The sequence below is a fragment of the Streptomyces sp. SDr-06 genome (genome assembly GCF_003324565.1).
In the GTDB taxonomy this organism is placed as follows: domain Bacteria; phylum Actinomycetota; class Actinomycetes; order Streptomycetales; family Streptomycetaceae; genus Streptomyces.
The window spans coordinates 56,654-73,131 of record NZ_QOLA01000001.1 but is presented as its reverse complement, the minus strand read 5'-3'; the positions used below and the strand labels follow the sequence as shown (position 1 = coordinate 73,131).

The 16,478-nt window shown below is 72.0% G+C and carries 15 protein-coding genes; 6 read left to right on the top strand and 9 right to left on the bottom strand.

Going from position 1 to position 16,478, the window contains the following annotated elements:
• Nucleotides 1-91: 91 nt before the first annotated feature.
• Nucleotides 92-991: an RNA polymerase sigma-70 factor gene (locus DT019_RS00315; RefSeq protein ID WP_114034505.1), complete on the top strand. Its 900-nt coding sequence runs from the start codon at nt 92-94 to the stop codon at nt 989-991.
• Here the strand turns inward: DT019_RS00315 and DT019_RS00310 are convergent.
• Nucleotides 988-1,947 carry an XRE family transcriptional regulator gene (locus DT019_RS00310; RefSeq protein WP_223279223.1) on the bottom strand — a complete coding sequence of 320 codons (960 nt, stop codon included), beginning with the start codon at nt 1,945-1,947 and terminating at the stop codon, nt 988-990. The two genes, DT019_RS00315 and DT019_RS00310, sit on opposite strands and share 4 nt — an antisense overlap.
• A gap of 743 nt (nt 1,948-2,690) precedes the next feature.
• Entirely contained in the window at nt 2,691-3,680 is a 990-nt protein-coding gene (locus DT019_RS00305; protein WP_114034503.1) for a GlxA family transcriptional regulator, read from the bottom strand.
• 96 nt (nt 3,681-3,776) lie between these two features.
• On the opposite strand from DT019_RS00305, the gene DT019_RS00300 reads away from it, so the two are divergent.
• Entirely contained in the window at nt 3,777-4,601 is an 825-nt protein-coding gene (locus tag DT019_RS00300; protein ID WP_114034502.1) for a dienelactone hydrolase family protein, read from the top strand.
• Nucleotides 4,602-4,698: 97 nt separating this feature from the next.
• On the opposite strand, the gene DT019_RS00295 is transcribed toward DT019_RS00300, so the two are convergent.
• The gene (locus tag DT019_RS00295; RefSeq protein ID WP_114034501.1) at nt 4,699-6,549 is read right to left on the bottom strand and encodes a M1 family aminopeptidase; all 1,851 of its coding nucleotides are present in this window, start codon (nt 6,547-6,549) and stop codon (nt 4,699-4,701) included.
• A gap of 290 nt (nt 6,550-6,839) precedes the next feature.
• Between DT019_RS00295 and DT019_RS00290 the strand changes: the two genes are divergently transcribed.
• The 3 genes from DT019_RS00290 to DT019_RS00280 all read left to right on the top strand — a co-directional run bounded on the left by DT019_RS00290 (nt 6,840) and on the right by DT019_RS00280 (nt 9,290).
• A complete protein-coding gene (locus tag DT019_RS00290) occupies nt 6,840-7,784 on the top strand; it encodes an ABC transporter ATP-binding protein (protein ID WP_114034500.1) in 945 nt (314 codons plus the stop codon).
• The gene (locus tag DT019_RS00285; protein WP_114034499.1) at nt 7,781-8,761 is read left to right on the top strand and encodes an ABC transporter permease; all 981 of its coding nucleotides are present in this window, start codon (nt 7,781-7,783) and stop codon (nt 8,759-8,761) included. The genes DT019_RS00290 and DT019_RS00285 overlap by 4 nt, the downstream gene beginning before the upstream one ends.
• Nucleotides 8,762-8,861: 100 nt before the next feature.
• On the top strand, nt 8,862-9,290 hold the full coding sequence (locus DT019_RS00280) for a GntR family transcriptional regulator (RefSeq protein WP_114034498.1): 429 nt from the start codon (nt 8,862-8,864) through the stop codon (nt 9,288-9,290).
• Here the strand turns inward: DT019_RS00280 and DT019_RS00275 are convergent.
• Nucleotides 9,287-9,943: an ANTAR domain-containing protein gene (locus DT019_RS00275; RefSeq protein WP_114035241.1), complete on the bottom strand. Its 657-nt coding sequence runs from the start codon at nt 9,941-9,943 to the stop codon at nt 9,287-9,289. The two genes, DT019_RS00280 and DT019_RS00275, sit on opposite strands and share 4 nt — an antisense overlap.
• Nucleotides 9,944-10,250: 307 nt before the next feature.
• Here DT019_RS00275 and DT019_RS00270 point away from each other — a divergent pair, with 307 nt between their 5' ends.
• Nucleotides 10,251-11,777, top strand: coding sequence for a neocarzinostatin apoprotein domain-containing protein (locus DT019_RS00270; RefSeq protein WP_189388981.1), 1,527 nt, complete (start codon nt 10,251-10,253; stop codon nt 11,775-11,777).
• A 129-nt stretch (nt 11,778-11,906) separates the two neighbouring features.
• Here the strand turns inward: DT019_RS00270 and ispG are convergent, their stop codons facing one another.
• The 5 genes from ispG to DT019_RS00245 form a co-directional block, all read right to left on the bottom strand.
• Nucleotides 11,907-13,061, bottom strand: coding sequence for a flavodoxin-dependent (E)-4-hydroxy-3-methylbut-2-enyl-diphosphate synthase (ispG, locus tag DT019_RS00265; protein ID WP_114034497.1), 1,155 nt, complete (start codon nt 13,059-13,061; stop codon nt 11,907-11,909).
• Nucleotides 13,062-13,418: 357 nt separating this feature from the next.
• Nucleotides 13,419-14,600 carry an epoxide hydrolase family protein gene (locus DT019_RS00260; RefSeq protein ID WP_114034496.1) on the bottom strand — a complete coding sequence of 394 codons (1,182 nt, stop codon included), beginning with the start codon at nt 14,598-14,600 and terminating at the stop codon, nt 13,419-13,421.
• A 10-nt stretch (nt 14,601-14,610) separates the two neighbouring features.
• The gene (locus tag DT019_RS00255) at nt 14,611-14,850 is read right to left on the bottom strand and encodes a hypothetical protein (protein WP_114034495.1); all 240 of its coding nucleotides are present in this window, start codon (nt 14,848-14,850) and stop codon (nt 14,611-14,613) included.
• Between the two features lie 79 nt (nt 14,851-14,929).
• Nucleotides 14,930-15,631, bottom strand: coding sequence for a DUF6215 domain-containing protein (locus DT019_RS00250; protein ID WP_114034494.1), 702 nt, complete (start codon nt 15,629-15,631; stop codon nt 14,930-14,932).
• 53 nt (nt 15,632-15,684) lie between these two features.
• Nucleotides 15,685-16,251: a GNAT family N-acetyltransferase gene (locus DT019_RS00245; protein WP_114034493.1), complete on the bottom strand. Its 567-nt coding sequence runs from the start codon at nt 16,249-16,251 to the stop codon at nt 15,685-15,687.
• Between the last annotated feature and the right edge of the window lie 227 nt (nt 16,252-16,478).

The window sequence follows — 16,478 nt, the reverse complement described above, 5'->3', positions numbered from 1 at the left end:
GTGTCGCGATGGGTGTGTGTGGACAGGGAAGGGGACGAAGGGGTGAGTGGGATGTCTCGGTGGGCCTGCGCACGCGCGAGGGAGGAGGGGCGTGACTGAGGACGCCTTCAGCGAGCATCGCGCGCTGCTGTTCACCATCGCCTACGAGATGCTGGGCAGCGCCGCCGATGCCGAGGACGTGCTGCAGGAGAGCTATCTGCGGTGGAGTGCGGTCGACCGCGCCGAGATCGACCACCCGCGCGCCTACCTGGTGCGAGTGGTGACCCGGCAGGCGCTCAACCATCTGCGCACCGTCAAGGCGCGGCGCGAGGAGTACATCGGCACCTGGCTGCCCGAGCCGATCCGCACCGGACCGGCGGTGGGCGATGACGCGATCCTGGCCGAGTCGGTGTCGATGGCCCTCATGCTGGTCCTCGAAACGCTGAACCCGACCGAGCGCGCGGTGTTCGTGCTGCACGACGTGTTCGGCTACAGCCACCGCGAGATCGCCGACTCGATCGGCAAGTCGGAGGTGACGGTCCGTCAAATCGCCCGCCGGGCACGGCAGCACGTCCATGCCAGGCGCCGCCGCTTCGATCCCGACTCCCAGGCCACCCGTGAGATCGTCGACCGTTTCCTCTTCGCCACGTCCACCGGTGAGATCCAGGCGTTGATGGATCTGATGGCCCCCGACGTCGTCCAGATCGCCGATGGCGGCGGCAAGGTGACCGCCGCCCGCCGTCCGGTCATCGGCAGCGAGGAGGTCGCCCGGTTCATCCTGGGCGTGGCCCGCACCAGCATCACGCCCGCGACCCGGATCGAGCACGCCACGTACAACGGCATGCCCGCGGCGCGGTTCCTCACCGACGGCGCACTCGACTGGCTGGTGGCCTTCGAGATCCACGACGGGCGGATCACCGGCCTCTACGCCGTGCGCAACCCGGACAAGCTGCACCGCGCCGACACGGTGCGCCTGCTCGACAGGGGAGGGCGCGGGGCCGCTGGACTCTAGGGCTGGACGTTGCGGCTCGGTGAGCACTCCAACTGCTTCTGGCTCGGGATGGCCCCGCAGATCGTCACGGACTCCGCCGGTGCGTCGGCGGTGACCGCGAGCATCTGCGTGTAGGTGTCCCGGTCGGTCCGGATCGTGGCCTGGAGTTCCAGGCCGGTCCGGTCCTTGATCGTGACGACGTCGCCGACGGCGCCGTTCTCTATCCGCCCCCACACCGCTTGGCAGGCGGGGCTGTAGCGCAACTCGATGTGCATGCCGCGCAGCCAGGTGTCGTGGGACGTGGACGCGTCCCACTGGCAGTCCATGGCCTGGGGGTCGCGGCGCAGACAGGTGTCGCCGGAGCAGCGTGCGTCCACCTTGCCGCCCGCGGGCACCGGGGCTCCCTGGGCCGTTCCGGTGCTCGGTGCCTGGGCGCCGGAGGGCGTGTCGCCTCCGTGCGCGCCGGACGCGGTCCCCATGACCCCCACCGTGGCGACCGCGCCCATGACGGCGCCGGACGCGATGTAGCCCACGGTCGCCAGCCGGCGCCGCCAGGGCCGGTGCCGGGCGAACAGCGGGGGAAGCCACCTGCGCGCGCGGGACGCGGCCGGTGCGGGTGCGGCAGGCTCGGCCGGGGCCTCTGACCCCTCCGTCACACCGGTGGCCGCCCCGGACGTCGCCGGGCTCCGGGGCGCGGGCTCGGGTGTCAACGCCTCGTCCGCGGCCGGTTCCGGGACGGGAGGGAGCGGCGACTGGCCCACCGCGTCGAGCAGGGTGAGCAGCGGACGCGGGTCCGCGCCCGTGGCGGCGGCGAACTGCTCGACGGCCACCTGGGAAGGGAGCTGCTTCCCGTTCAGGAAGCGCTCCCAGGAGGAGCGGCTGTAGTGGGTCCTGTCAGCCAGTTGCCCGTAGCTGAATCCGGACGCCTGCTTGATGCGGCGCAGTTCCACGAAGAGCTGTTCCTGCGCTGCTCCCACAGGTGCATCGGTCTGGTCCGACACGTGCTTCCCCCCGTCATCACTCGCGGCGTACGGCAACTCCCTGGCCGTCGCGCGGACCACAGAGTAACCGGACCTTTGAACGGTTTCCGGACGCCCGGTGAGCCGGGCCAGCCGCGCCCCGCGCGGGGGCACTTCGGGCTCGGGGCGCGGTCGCCGCTCGCCGGTGACCCGTCCCGGAATTCACCACGTGTCCGATGAAAATACGCGCTTACGCCGTTGCGCCACACGGTCCACTTCCCCGGTTCGTGTGCGCCGTTCCCTCCCATTGGGCTGGGTGAACATGATGGGTGGCTACCGCACCCTTCGTGTGGAATTTCCACGGAGACGCTTCTCAAATGCTTGGCTTCATGCTCCCGTTCAAGCTTGGGGGAGAGGGCCGGGCGGCCCTGGGAGGCGGGGGGTCGGGGAATCCGGCCGCGTCCTGGCCACGGCGCTCGTCCCGACGGAAGCGGTCGGCGCGCACCCGGGGCGCACGTCGGGGAAGCTCTTCGCGGTCCGGGAATTGGGTTTCTCCGGTGTGCCCGGAAAACCAGCCGCCCGACCGGTCGGTGTGCCCTGGAATTCCTCGGCCGCGATCCGTCGGGGCCCCAGGTGAGCCGATCGGTATTCGTTCGCGCCCGGCCCTGTGACCGCCTCCGGGAATACGCCCCCGCGCGCACTGCGCCGGGTGGTTCCACCGACGGCGGGCGGGGTCGTGTGTGGATCACCACACTCCTGCCTCATCCGGCGTCTCGCCGGAAGGCGGCGCGGTAGTCCCGCGGGCGCCGTCCGGTGTGCCGGGCGAAGAGCGCGGCGAAGGTTCCGGGGTCGCGGTACCCGACCGCCGCGGAGATCGCGGCGACGGTGCGGTCCGTGGTCTCCAGGAGGTGGCGGGCACGGCGCACGCGTGCCGTCTGGAGGTACTCCAGCGGGCTGTGGCCGGTCTCGCCCGCGAAGCGCCGCAGCAGGGTCCGCGTGCTGACGTGGAAGGTTCCGGACAGCGCGGCGAGATCGTAGGGGGCGGCGAGGTTCTGGTCGAGCCACCGCATGACCCGGCGGGAGAACTCGTCCCCCGGCCGGGGCAGGAGGCGGAGGTCGACATAGGGGGTCTGGGAGGACCGGGCGTCGTCGAGGAGCGCCACCCGCGCGGTGGTCCGTGCCACGCGGGCGCCGCTGTGCTCGCGGATCAGGCCGAGGGCGAAGTCGTACATGGCGCTGAAGGCGGCCGTCGTCGTCACGCCCCTGTCGGTGACGACGAGGTGCTCCGGCCGGATCTCGGCGGCCGGGCAGCGCCGCGCCAGTTCGTCCGCCAGGATCCAGGCGGTCGTCGCGCGGCGGGAGTCGAGCAGCCCGGCCTCGGCGAGCAGGAACGCGCCGACACAGATCGACACCACGACCCGGCCCGAGGCCGCGTGGGAGCGGATCACCTCGACCTCGGGGCCGAGGCGGGCGAGCCTTTCGTCCACACCCCAACCCGGCCCGGGCTCGGACCCCGGGGTGAGCTCGAACCCGGGGACGACGAGCACGTCGACCTCGCGCGGCGGCGAGACGGCCAGCTCCACGCCGCCCGACGCGGTCACGCGACGGCGGGGCGAGACCACGGAGACCTCGTATCCCGCCCGGTCCGGGCCCGCGACCCGCGCTGCCATCGTCAACAGGTCGGGCACGCCGAAGACTTCGGAGGCGAAGCAGCCCGGATAGGCCAGCACCCCCACGCGCAGTGCGGTCACGCTCTCCCCCTCGCCGCCGGGCCGCCGGCGAGATTACCCCTGTCTCTGGCGATCTCGCCCATCGCGCGGTGGGGTGCGTGGGGCCACGCTGCCGTCATGAGTGCTGACAACGGATGTCTCGACGACCCCATCCCCGACTTCTCCCGCCAACGCGTCGACGTGGACGGGGTGGTGAAGACGGTGTACGTCTCCGGTCGCGGGCCGGCGGTGGTGCTGATGCCGGAGATGCCCGGCATCAGCCCCGACGTCCTCCGTCTGGCCCGCTGGGTGCGCGATGCGGGATTCACCGTGCACGTCCCCTCGCTGTTCGGGGTGGACGGCGCCTGGCCCACGGCCGAGGGAGGGCAGACGATCGTCCGCCGCGCGTGTGTGAGTGCCGAGTTCCGTGCGTTCGCCGGGGGTGGCACGAGTCCGGTGACGGCCTGGCTGCGGGGGCTCGCCCGTCAGGCGCATGCCGCCTGCGGAGGTGTGGGCGTCGGCGCGATCGGACTGTGCTTCACCGGCAACTTCGCCCTCACCATGACGCTGGAGCCCGCCGTCGTGGCACCGGTGCTCGGCCACCCCTCGCTGCCCCTCGACGACCCGGCGGGCCTCGAACTGGACGACGAGGACGCGCGCGCGGTCCGGGCCCGCGTCACGCGTGACGGCCTGAAGGTCCTCGCCTACCGCTTCGAGGGCGACCGCTGGTGCACCGGGCAGCGCTTCGCCGCCTACCGGGACCTGCTCGGCGACGCCTTCGACGGCCGTGTGCTGCCCGACGGCGCCGCGAACACGAGCCCGCCCCCGTTCTTCCGCGACGTGGTCGAGACCCCCCACAGCGTGGTCACCGCGCACCTCGTCGACGAGGAGGGGCACCCCACCGTGCGGGCCAGGGACGAGATCCTGGCCTTCCTCGCCGAACGCCTGGGGACGCGCGGCTGAGCCGCGGGGGAGCGGCGACCGCCCCCCTGCCGGTCGGCGCTGTCTGTGGTCCGCCGCGGAGGACGGGTGGGGCCCTCCGCGGCGGCGCGCGACGATGTCAGCCGTCGATGCGGTGCTGGGTCCAGAGGGAGGTCAGGTCCGTGCTGGTGACCGCCTGGGCGGCGGCCTTGAACTCGGCCGTGGTCGACACGCCGTACCAGTGCGACGCGGCGTAGTCCTTGAGCAGCTTGGCCATGACGCTGTCACCGAGCACGCGACGCAGGTCGTGCAGGGCGCACTTGCCGTAGCCGTAGACGACGGTCGAGTACCGGGAGGAGTGCGCGTCCCAGTAGGCCATCGAGTTGGTGATCTTCTCGGCCGACGAGGCCCACGAGACGCTGTTCCAGCAGCCCGTGCCGGTCTTGTTCTGCGCCAGGTCGGTGGCGTAGTCGGTGAACGCCTCGTCCAGCCAGGGGCTGTTGTACTCGTCGTCGCCCACGATGCCGTACCACCACTGGTGCCCGATCTCGTGGGTGAGCGCGGTGGTGGAGACCAGGTCGAGGACGAATCCCGGGTACTCCATGCCGCCGAACCAGTAGTTGTTGTCGATCACCGCGTCCAGCTCGCCGTACGGGTAGGCGCCGAAGCGAGCCGCGTGCGTGTCCACGGCGGACTTGGCGGTGGCCAGCATCGACTGGGCGTCGGCGGAGCTGATGTCCGAGACGGAGTAGATGTTGACCGCGGTGCCGGCGGCCGAGGTGCCGGAGATCTTGTTGAAGGGGCCGGCCGCCCAGGCGAAGTCGCGGACCTTCGAGGCGGTGGCGGTGGTGAGGGTGCGTCCGCTGGAGCCGGGGGTGTCGACCGAGGTGCCGGTGGCCGGGACCAGCAGGCCGGTGGGGTGGTCGAGGGTCACCTTGAAGTCGGCGGCCAGTGAGTAGAAGGACTCGCCGTTGTTGGTGTAGGGATCCAGGTGCCAGCCCGCGGCGTCGCGAATGGCCAGGACCGGCAGGGCGTTGCCGATGTTGCTGAAGGCGCCGTCGTAGCCGAATCGGTCGGCTCCGCTGGGCACCGTGATGCCGAGGTCGAAGCCGATGGTCGCGCTCTGCCCCTGGGCCAGCGGGGTGGGCAGGTCGATCCTGAGGGCGGTGCAGTCGACGGACAGGTCTCCGGCAGTGCCGCCGGTGACGTTGCTGACCGTGATCGGCATGGCCGAGCAGCTGCCGTGGGCGTTGTCCCACAGCCTCAGATACACCTCGCTCAGCGCGGTGGACGAGGCGTTGGTGAAGGTCGTGCTCTCGTGTCCGCTCCAGCTGGTGCCGCTCGTGTCGCTGGCCAGGTCGACGGTGTACGTCGGCGCGGACGGAGTGCGGGTGGAGTCGGCGGGCGGGGTGGAGCCGTCGGAGGTGGCCAGCGCGATGTCGTCGACGACGAAGCTCGTCTGGAGGCTGGAGTCCTCCTTGCCGGTGAAGGCCACGGTGACGGTCTGCCCCGCGAAGCCCGAGACGTCGAACGACTTCTGTACGTACCCGGTGTTCTTGTCGAGGTTCGAGTACGTGGCCAGTGTCGTGCTGCCGATCTTCGCCGTCAGCTTGTCGTACGCGGTCGTGGTGGTCGTCTCGTCGGTGTCGATGTGCAGCCAGAATGTGAGGGTGGCGGTGCTGCATCCGGAGGGGATGGTGACGCTCTGGGAGAGCGTGTCGGTGTGGGTGCTGCCCACACCGTTCAGCCAGGCGAAGTGGGTGCCGCCGTGGGCGCTCTCACCGGCGCGGTTGGTGATCACGCTGGTCGACGACTGGCTCCAGGGTGAAGTGCCGTTCTCGAACCCGCCGTTGGCGATCACCTGGGTCGGGGTGCAGGCGGCGGCGCCGAGGGGCGCGGCCGACGCCGGGGTGGTGGGGAGGGAGAGGGCGGTCAGCGCGGCGGCGGCACACGCGGCCACCGCGAGGGACTTGTGGGGGGTGGATCTCACACGGAACTCCTTTGAAGCGGCCGGGATCGCGGCCTGCTCGGTGGCCGTCCGGCCCGGCTGGGGTGCGCCGGAGGGCGGCCGCGGACTGTGTGCGGCACGTACACGATCACTGCGGTGAGACGTCTGCCGCTGTCCTCCTGGGAGCGGGGCGGCAGTTGGGGGGAAGCTTCGCAGGTCTGACCGGGGCATGCCAAGAGAAGGAGGAATGCGGTCGGGGGAAATTGACAGGCTCCCGCCAGGAAGACCATGATTCCACTAGTTGACTAGTGGAATCGGGCGGGAGGGGATGTATGAACGGCACGGCCACTTCTGGTGGGAACGGCGGTAGGTGGGCCCTGGAGGCGTACGGGCTCGGCAAGAAGTACGGCCGGGCGTGGGCGCTGCTGGAGGAGTCCTTCCGGATTCCGGCGGGCCGGGTCTGCGGCCTGGTCGGGCCCAACGGGGCTGGAAAGAGCACCCTGTTGGGGATGGCGGCGCGGCTCGTCGAGCCGACGCGGGGTGAGCTGCGGATCTTCGGGCGACCGGTCGGCGACCCCTCCGCGATGCCCCGGTTCGCCTACCTCGGCCAGGACAAGCCGCTGTTCAAGAGGTTCACCGTGGCCGAGTGCCTGCGCATGGGGCAGGAACTCAACCCCGGCTGGGACCAGGCGGCGGCCGAACGGATCGTACGGGAGGGGCGGCTGTCCCTGTCGGCCAGGATCGGCAGCCTGTCGGGCGGCCAGCGCACCCGGGTGGCGTTCGCGCTGGCCTTCGGCAAGCGGCCCGACCTCCTGCTCCTGGACGAGCCGATGTCCGACCTGGACCCGCTCGCCCGCGACGAGATCGGTTCGCTGCTCATGTCGGAGGTGGCCGAACGCGGCACCACCGTATTGATGTCGTCCCACATGCTCTCCGAGCTGGAGCACATGTGTGACTACCTCCTGGTAGTGGCGGAGGGACGCATCCGCATGGCCGGTGACGCCGACGAGCTGGTGCCGCTGCACACCGTGGTCACCGGTCTCACCACGGACGGCGCGTTGCCCGACGCCCTCGCGTCCCACACTGTGATCGATGTCCGCACCGCGGGACGGCAGTTCACCGCCCTCGTGCGGCACGAGGTGCCGCTCGACCCCGCGTGGCAGCTCGCCGAACCCAGCCTGGAGGAGGTGCTGCTCGGGTACCTCCGCCACCCGGAGGCGCCCGCGCTGCTCTCCCCGACCGCCGTCCCCGACACCCGAGAGGAGCGCGTGGCATGAGCACCCTGACCCGCGTACCGCAGCAACCCTCGTCCGCCACCCGTCGACGGCTGCGCGGGCTGGCGTGGCTGATGGTGCGTCAGCACCGGGCCGCTCTCATCGCCTGCGCCGCAGTGACCGTCATCGGCGCGGCCTGGATGATCCATGAGCGCGGCACCATGCTGGACAGCCTGCACGCCGCGGGCTGGCCCGGGAACCCCGCGAGCGCCCTCGACGGCGACATGCTCCAGCGCCTCGACAACTCCTTCCACGGCGCCGCCCGGTACCTCGGCTTTCTGCCTGTGCTGTTCGGTGTGTTCGTCGGAGCCCCGCTCATCTCCTCCGACCACGAGCAGGGCACGCTGCGGCTCGTCTCCACCCAGTCGGTGTCCCGCATGCGCTGGCTGCTCTGGAAGCTGGGCTTCGCGCTAGGGCTGGCCGTGGTGACCACCGCGGTCCTGGGAGCGGTGTTCGGCTGGTGGTGGCGCGGCGTACGCCCCGTGGTGTCCAGCGACTGGCTGAACGGCGCGGTCTTCGACAACACCCTGCCGGTGCTGATCGCGCTGGCGCTGTTCACCACCTCCCTCGGCATCGCGATCGGCGCGTTCGTGCGACGCGCCGTGTCCGCGATGACCCTCACGTTCTTCTCCTCGGCGGCCTTCCTGCTGGTGGCCGACCACTTCAGGAACCGGCTCGCCACCCCGCGCAGGGTCGCCTTCCCGTTCGACGGCGCCCATCCCGCGGTGCTCAGCGGCGCGGTCGAGGTCGACCAGTGGGTCGGCACCGCGACCGGCAAGGTGTACGGGTGGGGTACGTGTGTGAGCGACGCCGCGCCCGACGCCTGCCGCGCCAGGCTCGGGATCGTCAACTCGGTGTGGGACTACTTCGGTTACGACCAGATGCCCACTCTGCAGTGGACCGCGGCGAGCCTCCTGCTCGGCGCGACCGCCCTCCTGGTGGCCCTCGTCGTCTGGCGCACCCGGCGCCAGGCCTTCTAGCCGGTGCGGCGCTCCGTATGATCCAGGACGCGGGAAACGGGCCGGGCGCGGTGTGTGCGCGACCGGGTGCCCGGACAAGGGCGGGAAGGGGGCGGGTGTGATGGTGGTGTTCCGTATCGAACGACGCGGCGGTGTGCCCGCGTACCTCCAGATCGTGCACCAGGTGGAGCAGGCGCTGCGTATGGGGGCGCTGAGCGAGGGGGACCGGCTGCCCACCGCGGCCCAGGTCGCTGCCGACACGAAGGTCAACCCCAACACCACCCTCAAGGCCTACCGGGAGCTGGAGCGGGCGGGCCTGGTCGAGGTGCGCCAGGGGGCGGGCACCTTCATCACCCGTTCCCTCGCGCCCGCGCAGGACGAGCCCGAGTCACCGCTGAGGGCCCGGCTCGCCGACTGGATGCGGGAGGCCGTCGCCACCGGGCTGACGGAGCAGGAGGTCACCCACCTCTTCGAGACGGTGCGTGCGCTGACGTACGCCGCGCCGTCCGCCCCCTTCGAGCGGCCCCGGCTCGTGACGGGTCCGGCCTAGTCGCTCGTGGCGCCGGTTTTCGCCGCCCCGGACGCGGCGGCGGTCTCGGTGACGGCGGCGGCGAGGTGTTCGCGTACGGATTCGGGCAGGGGCGTGCCCGTCGTGGAGTCCACCACCTGCTCGGCGAGGCGCCGGAGTTTGGTGTTGGTGTGCTGCGAGGTGGCGACCAGCACCCTCCAGGCGTCGTCCGGGGTGAGGGCGAAGGCGGCCATGAGGATGCCCCGGGCCAGGTCGATGGTGCCCCGGCTCAGCATGGCCTGGCGCAGCTGCCCGAGTTCGAGGCGCAGGTCCGCGTCGGGGTCCGGGTCCGTGGCCGGGGGTGCGGTGTCGCCGTGGTCCGGGGCGAGGGTGGCCTGGGCCAGGGCCTGCTCCCCGATGTGCAGCAGGATGTTGACGGCGGAGCAGCCGCAGAACTCGACGCCGCTGACGTCGAGCCGGAGCCGGCCGTCCGAGCCGGCGGGGCCGGGGCGGAGGGCGCGGCGCAGCGCGTGGTCCGCGGTGAGGTCGAGATCGCCGCACACGCTGACGACGGTCCGGTCGCCCTCGGGGCGGCTGAAGACGGTCAGTCCGGACAGCCGATGGGTGCCCGGCGTGTCCGCCAGTTTGATGCACGTGCCGACCTGTCCGGACTCGGACGGTTCACAGTGCGGCATGGCCATCTCCCCTGCGTGCCAGAGCAGTTCCGCCATCCCCAGATTCGCGCTCCCGGGCAACACACGTCAAGTGATACCGGAAGACACCTTCGCGTATTCTCCAACACGAACTGTGGGGCCTGTAAGTCGGTCCTGGGCGGTGCCTCGGAGTCGGCCCCGTCGTCCGATCTCCGTGCTACGGCTGGTTCTCGCGGGTCACGCTGGCCGATTGCGAACTGGCCGTGGAACCCGCGCGCCGCGAGGATGCTCCCCGGCCCGGTGGGGCGATCGAGAGGGCGGGGAGCGGATGAGGTTACGACGAAGAGGCGTGCGGAACGGCGGGGCGGGCGCGCTGCTGCGGGGCGTGGTCGCGGTGGCGATCGCCTGCGCCGGAGTGGCGGGGGTGCCCGCGGCGGCACAGGCGACACCCGCCGCGACCACGGCCGCGTGCGGTACGGATACGGGCGCCCAGGGGCTGGCGAGTTCGCCGGTCTCCGGCAGCCTGGTGTCCGTGGACCGCGCGGACGGCCGGATCGCGCAGTTCCAGCTTTTCTACGACACCACGGCGACCAGGGGCCTGCCCTTCGTCTGGCACCGCGAACAGGACGCGCCGGGCGGCGCCTACGGGGCCTGGCAGCGGGTGAGCGCGGCGACCGTCGGCCCGAAGAGCTACTACATCACCGCGATGGAGAACTCGGCGGGCGACCTGGAACTGCTGTTCTCCACGTACGGCACGTTCTGCCACGCAGTGGAGAGCGACGCCGCGGGCGGCTGGAGTTCTCCGGACGCGTTCGGACTCGCCCCGACCCCGTACCACGGCGGAGTCGTGCTGTTCAAAGAGCGTGACGGCAGCATCGACGCCTTCGCCTCCGGGCAGAGCACCGGCAACACCATGGAAGTGCGCCACCAGCAGGACGCGGCATCCGGCTGGGGCCCGGTGCAGAGCACGGGCCAGGTCCCCGATCCCAACGTGGGGCTGAGCCAGCCGAGCACGGTGGAGCAACTCCCCGACGGCAGGCTCCACCTGACGGCCCGTGAGTGGAACCGGAACCGGACCTGGGAGATCTACCAGTCCCTTCCCGGGGGCGGCTGGGGCCCGTGGCAGCTGACGGCCGCCGGAGCGGCACCGGCGGCGGCCGCGCCGGCCGTCGCCGCCGGCCCGCAGTTGAACGTGGACCGCACCACCGGTCTCCGGGACGGCGACATCGTCAAGTTCACCATCGCGGGGGGCCCGCCCAAGGCCTACGTCTGGGTCAAGGAGTGCGGCCCCTCGGCGTCCACGACCACCTGTGACGACGCCACGGGACGCCAGTTCCGGGTGTACCCGGACGGCACCTACCAACTGTCGCCGAAGAAGCTCTACGCCCAACTGAGCACGACGGCGGGCACGTTCGACTGCCGCACGGTGTCGCCCAGCGATCCGTGCTCGCTCGCGCTCACCGACAACAGCGGGGCCCTGCTCGCCACCGTCCCGCTGCGCTTCGACCCGCACGGGCGCACGGAGGCCCCGCCCACCCTGCACGTGGACCCGGACCAGGGACTCGTGGACGGCCAGGCGGTGCGGGCGACCGGCAAGGGCTACGAACCGCAGTACCACGTGCTGATCATGGAGTGCGCCACCGGTTCCACCGACACGTTCGGCTGCCGCCCCCGCTCCAGGCCGCCGGCCACCAGCGACAGCGGGCGGGTCGACGAGACGGTCACCCTGTCGGCGACGTTCACCGCGATCGACGGCCACACGGTCGACTGCCGTGCCGCGAGAGCGTGCGAGCTGGTGGTGTTCGGTACGAGGGTGCGCGGCCCGGAAACGGTCCGCCATGCCCTCGGATTCGCACCGGCCACGCCGGGGAGCTGATCAGCCTGATGTGACCACCGCCGCCGAGCAGGCGGGCGGCAGGCGCCGGCCCGGGTGTGCAACCCGGGCCGGCCGCATGTCCGGCAGCTTGGATCGCGCGCGTACCGTGCCTTTCCGCGAGCGATCCCGTCACCCGCTGACGCCGGGAGGCGCGGAGGCCGACTCGGCGAGGTGCGCGGCCTCGTCCAGGAGCGCGTCGACGATCCTCGACTCCGTTACGGTGCGCACGACTTGACCGCGGACGAAGATCTGTCCCTTCCCGTTGCCGCACGAGACCCCGATGTCGGCCTCCCGGGACTCCCCGGGCCCGTTGACGACACAGCCCATGACGGCGACGCGCAGCGGGTGCGGGAAGCCCTCGAAGGCCGCCGCCACCCGCCGCGCGAGCGTGTGCAGATCGACCTGGAGCCGTCCGCACCCGGGGCAGGACACGATCTCCAGGCTGCGCGGGCGCAGGCCGAGGCAGGCCAGGATGTGGCTGCCCGCCTTCACCTGTTCCACCGGGTCCTCGCTGATGGACACGCGGATGGTGTCCCCGATCCCCTCGTCGAGGAGGATCGCGAAGGCGACGGCGGACTTGATCGACCCCTGGAGCGCCGGGCCCGCCTCGGTGACGCCGAGGTGGAGGGGGTAGTCGCAGCGTGCGGCGAGCAGCCGGTTGGCGGCGACCACCACCAGCGGGTCGTGGTGCTTGACCGCGATCTTGAGATCCCGGAAGCCGTGCTCCTCGAACAGCGAGCACTCCCACAGGGCGGACTCCACCAGCGCCTCGGCGGTGGCGCCGCCGTGCTGGGCGAGCATCCTGGCGTCCAGGCTCCCGGCGTTGACGCCGATCCGGATCGGCACCCCGGCCGCAGCCGCGGCACGCGCGATGTCACCCACCCGGTCGTCGAACCGCCGGATGTTCCCGGGGTTCACCCGGACCCCGGCACACCCCGCGTCCAGTGCGGCGAACACGTACCGGGGCTGGAAGTGGATGTCGGCGATCACCGGTATGCGCGAGCGCGCGACGATGGCGGGCAGGGCGTCGGCGTCGTCCTGGGACGGCACCGCCACCCGTACGATGTCGCAGCCTGCCGCCGTGATGGCGGCGATCTGCTGCAACGTCCCGTTCACATCGGCGGTGTTGGTGGTGGTCATCGTCTGCACGCTGATCGGTGCGCCGCCGCCCACCAGGACCTCGCCGACCCTGACCTGCCGGGTCGGCCGGCGCACCGGGACGCTCGCAGGGTCGGAAGGGTGGGCGGGTGACGGGGAGGACGCGGAAGGGATCGTCGGGGACATGACGCACCTCGTCTCCGCCGCGGCCGAAGGGGCGGGAGCGGAGTGGGACAGTGGTGGCGGTCGAGCCCGCCCCGGACAGGCCGGGCGGGTTCGCGCGCCAGGGTTCACGATCAGTCAACCGCTTCCGGCCTGGGGCGGGAACACTTCGCGCGGGGCGTACGGAAGCGGGGCGAGGCACGTCGGGCCCGGGGCGCGCCGCCCCGGCCGTGCGCACCACAGCGCCGCGAACTGCTCGTGCGGGGCGGACGGAGCCGATGGGTCCGGGGTGCGGGGGTGCCGTTCGTGGTGTGCGGGGGAGGTGCCACCGCTTCCTCGTCCCTGCGGGCCGGGTGCGCCCCGGCCCGCGGCCCTGGTGGCTCAGTCGGCTCCCGGCAGGCCCGAGCGGTAGGGGCGGAAGAAGGCGCGCAGCTCTTCCGCGTAGGACTCGGGTTCCTCGAACGCCGCGAAGTGGCCACCGCGGGCCGGTTCGGTCACGTAGGCGACGTTCGCCGTGCGTTCGAGCCAGGCCCGCGGCGGGCGGACGACATCGCCCTTGAAGAGCGAGAACCCGGACGGCACTTCGACCCGGCGGGCGAGCTGGGCGGGCGGGATCTCGGAGTTCGCCCGGTACATGCGCATCGACGAGCCGATCGTCTCGGTGAGCCAGTAGAGCGTGACGTTCGTGAGGATCTCGTCCTTGGTGAAGCTCCGCTCGATGTCGCCGCCGCAGTCGCTCCACGACCGGAGCTTCTCGACGATCCACGCGGCGAGCCCGGCCGGTGAGTCGTTGAGCGCGGCGGCGGCCGTCTGCGGCTTCGTCCTGTGCATGGCGGCGTACGCCCCTTCCGTGCCGCCCCAGGCTGCGACTTCCGCCATCCACGCGCGCTCCTCGGGCGCCAGGTCGGCCGGGTCGCCGAAGTAGAGGGGCAGGCCGGCGTCGGTGCGGTGGACCGCCACGATCCGGTCGGGGTGGTCGAGCGCTAGATAGCGGCTGACGTGGCTGCCCACGTCCCCGCCCGACGCGCCGAACCGCTCGTAGCCCAGGACGCTCATCAGCTCGGCCCACAGACCGGCGACGGCGATCGAGTCCAGCGGCGGTCCGGTGGGGCGGTCGGAGTACCCGTAGCCCGGCATGTCGGGTACGACCACGTCGAAGGCGTCGGCCGGATCGGCGCCGTGGGCACCGGGATCGGTGAGCATCGGGATGATTTTGGAGTAGCGCCAGAACGAGTCCGGCCAGCCGTGGCTGAGGAGCAGCGGCAGCACGGGCCCCCTCGGCGCGACGGCCCGCGCGTGCACGAAGTGGATGCCGAGCCCGCCGAGGGGGACGCGGAAGTGGGGGAGTCGGGCGAGCGCCGCCTCCTGTGCCGGCCAGTCGAACTCGTCGGCCCAGTAGGCGACGAGCTCACGGAGATACCCGAGTCCGGTCCCGAACTCCCAGCCCGCGTCCGCGGGTTCGTCCGGCCAGCGCGTCGCGCGCAGCCGCGTACGGAGGTCTTCGAGCGCCGCGGGGGCGGTGTACGGGATGAACGACTCGGGGCGGGGCGACGAGTGGGGCATGAGAGGCACCTTACCCACCGTGGGGCCCGCGGGCGGAGGGCTCGGGACGGCTGCCGATCTGCTGGCTGTTGCCACTGAGCACGTGATGCTCGGCCAGCACGCCGCACAGCCCCACGTGGACGCCGAGCCCGGCGCAGTCGTCGTCGGCGGTCGGTGTGTTGGGCCCGGCGTAGGCGGCGCCGGCGAGTGCGAGACCCGTGCAGGCGGCGAAGGTGACCAGGGCGAGGGCGGCGGTACGCGTCACGGACATGCGCTGCCCAACGACCGGCCCGGCCGTCCGACACTCGGCGCGTGGCCGGGGTTTCACGGGGCCCGGGACGCCGAGGGGGTCACGCGGTGGCGGTCCACCCCGGGATCGTGGGGAGCACCTGCTCGGTGACCCGGAGCAGCACCGCGTCGTCCGGCACCACACCGTCCGCGCGCCACAGGGTCACCTCGAACGATCCGCCGCTGTCCTTCGCGTCCTGGGCGACGCTGACGGTGCGGGCCGGGACGCCGGGACCGGTGTCGGCGTCGTGGCCGTCGAGCCGGAAGCGGACGCTGATGGTGTGGTCCGCGTAGAACACCGCGGGGCGGCCCAGCACCGTCCGCTGCTGAGCGCCGTCTCCCAGCAGCGCGGCCGACCCGGACACCCGAAGACGGTCGTAGGTGGCCGTCAGCGTGACGGTGTAGGTCTCGAACTCGACCCGGGCCGAGGGAGTGGTGATGTCCTTGCCCAGGAGGTTCATCGACCCGTCGCCGCCGCTGGCGCTCTTCGCGATCTGCCCTGGCGTGCCCAGGAGTTGGGCGAGGTCGGGACGGTTCAGCGCCTCGCACAGGCGCGCCCCGGGGACATGGTCCTGTCCGCTCTTCCCCGGCGTCTTCTCCGGTTTCCCGTGGGAGCACGTGGCGGGCTTGGCGGCACTGCTGGAGGGCGAGGTCCCCCCGGACGCCCACACCCCGGCGCAGAGCGCCGCCACGAGCACCACCGCCGTGAGGGCCTGCAGCCACGGGCTGCCGCCCTCCGCGGGCGCGTCCAAGTCTTCTGCCATGTCCCCCGCCTGCGATGATCCCCCGATACGTGCCAGCGGACCCTAACCTGTGATCACCCCCCGTACAAGGCCGCCGAGCCCGGCTCGGACAAAGGGGGTGGCTCCAGCGGACGCCGGTAGCGCAACTCGGCGAGCACCACGTCACCGTAGGCGTCGGCCTGCTCGCCGCCGTCGGCCGTGTACCCGGCCCGTTCGTAGAACCGGCGTGCCGCACCGTTGTCGCCGAGGACCCACAGCGCCATCGAGCCGAACCCCTCGGCCCGGGCACGCTGGTGCGCGGCGCACAGCAAGGCGCGTCCGGCATCCCGGCCGAGCCGGTCCGGGTGGACGTAGAGGGCGAACACCTCGGCGACGTGTGTTCCCGGCTCCAGGGCTTCCCCGCGGTACGGTCCGAAGCTCACCCACCCCACGGCGGTGGCGTCGGTCTCAACCACCAGATCCACTCCCTGCCTGCGGGGATCCGACAGCCGGGCCGTGCGCCGGCGAGCGTCGTCCTCGATCGACATGGCGTCCAGGTACGGCTGCGGGACGATGCCCGCGTAGGCGCTCTGCCAGCCCCGGACGCGTAGGGCGGACACGGCCTCGACATCGGCCTCGGTCATCTCTCGCACGTGCGGCATCACGACACCCTAGGCGCCCGGAGGCGCGCCGGTCCCTGCGTTTTCGGCGCTCCGCCGCGTACGCGCGGCCCTGGTCCCGCCACGGCGACCGATCGTCCTCAAGAACTTGCTGCAACTTTCAGAAGGACTTTGCGCCAATCTCTTGACGCGGTATCGGCCAGGGCGGGATCGTCGTCCTCGCGCAGCCCAGCCCGGCCTCCCCGGCCGGCCGAGCGCCGAACACCGCT

What these genes read in the sequence shown, in the direction of transcription:
- ispG (WP_114034497.1), bottom strand. Translation starts at nt 13,061, where the DNA reads ATGTCCCCGACGATCCCTTCCGCGTCCTCCCCGTCACCCGCCCACCCT.
- DT019_RS00250 (WP_114034494.1), bottom strand. Translation starts at nt 15,631, where the DNA reads ATGGCAGAAGACTTGGACGCGCCCGCGGAGGGCGGCAGCCCGTGGCTG.
- DT019_RS00280 (WP_114034498.1), top strand. Translation starts at nt 8,862, where the DNA reads ATGGTGGTGTTCCGTATCGAACGACGCGGCGGTGTGCCCGCGTACCTC.
- DT019_RS00290 (WP_114034500.1), top strand. Translation starts at nt 6,840, where the DNA reads ATGAACGGCACGGCCACTTCTGGTGGGAACGGCGGTAGGTGGGCCCTG.
- DT019_RS00285 (WP_114034499.1), top strand. Translation starts at nt 7,781, where the DNA reads ATGAGCACCCTGACCCGCGTACCGCAGCAACCCTCGTCCGCCACCCGT.
- DT019_RS00260 (WP_114034496.1), bottom strand. Translation starts at nt 14,600, where the DNA reads ATGCCCCACTCGTCGCCCCGCCCCGAGTCGTTCATCCCGTACACCGCC.
- DT019_RS00245 (WP_114034493.1), bottom strand. Translation starts at nt 16,251, where the DNA reads ATGCCGCACGTGCGAGAGATGACCGAGGCCGATGTCGAGGCCGTGTCC.
- DT019_RS00300 (WP_114034502.1), top strand. Translation starts at nt 3,777, where the DNA reads ATGAGTGCTGACAACGGATGTCTCGACGACCCCATCCCCGACTTCTCC.
- DT019_RS00275 (WP_114035241.1), bottom strand. Translation starts at nt 9,943, where the DNA reads ATGCCGCACTGTGAACCGTCCGAGTCCGGACAGGTCGGCACGTGCATC.
- DT019_RS00255 (WP_114034495.1), bottom strand. Translation starts at nt 14,850, where the DNA reads ATGTCCGTGACGCGTACCGCCGCCCTCGCCCTGGTCACCTTCGCCGCC.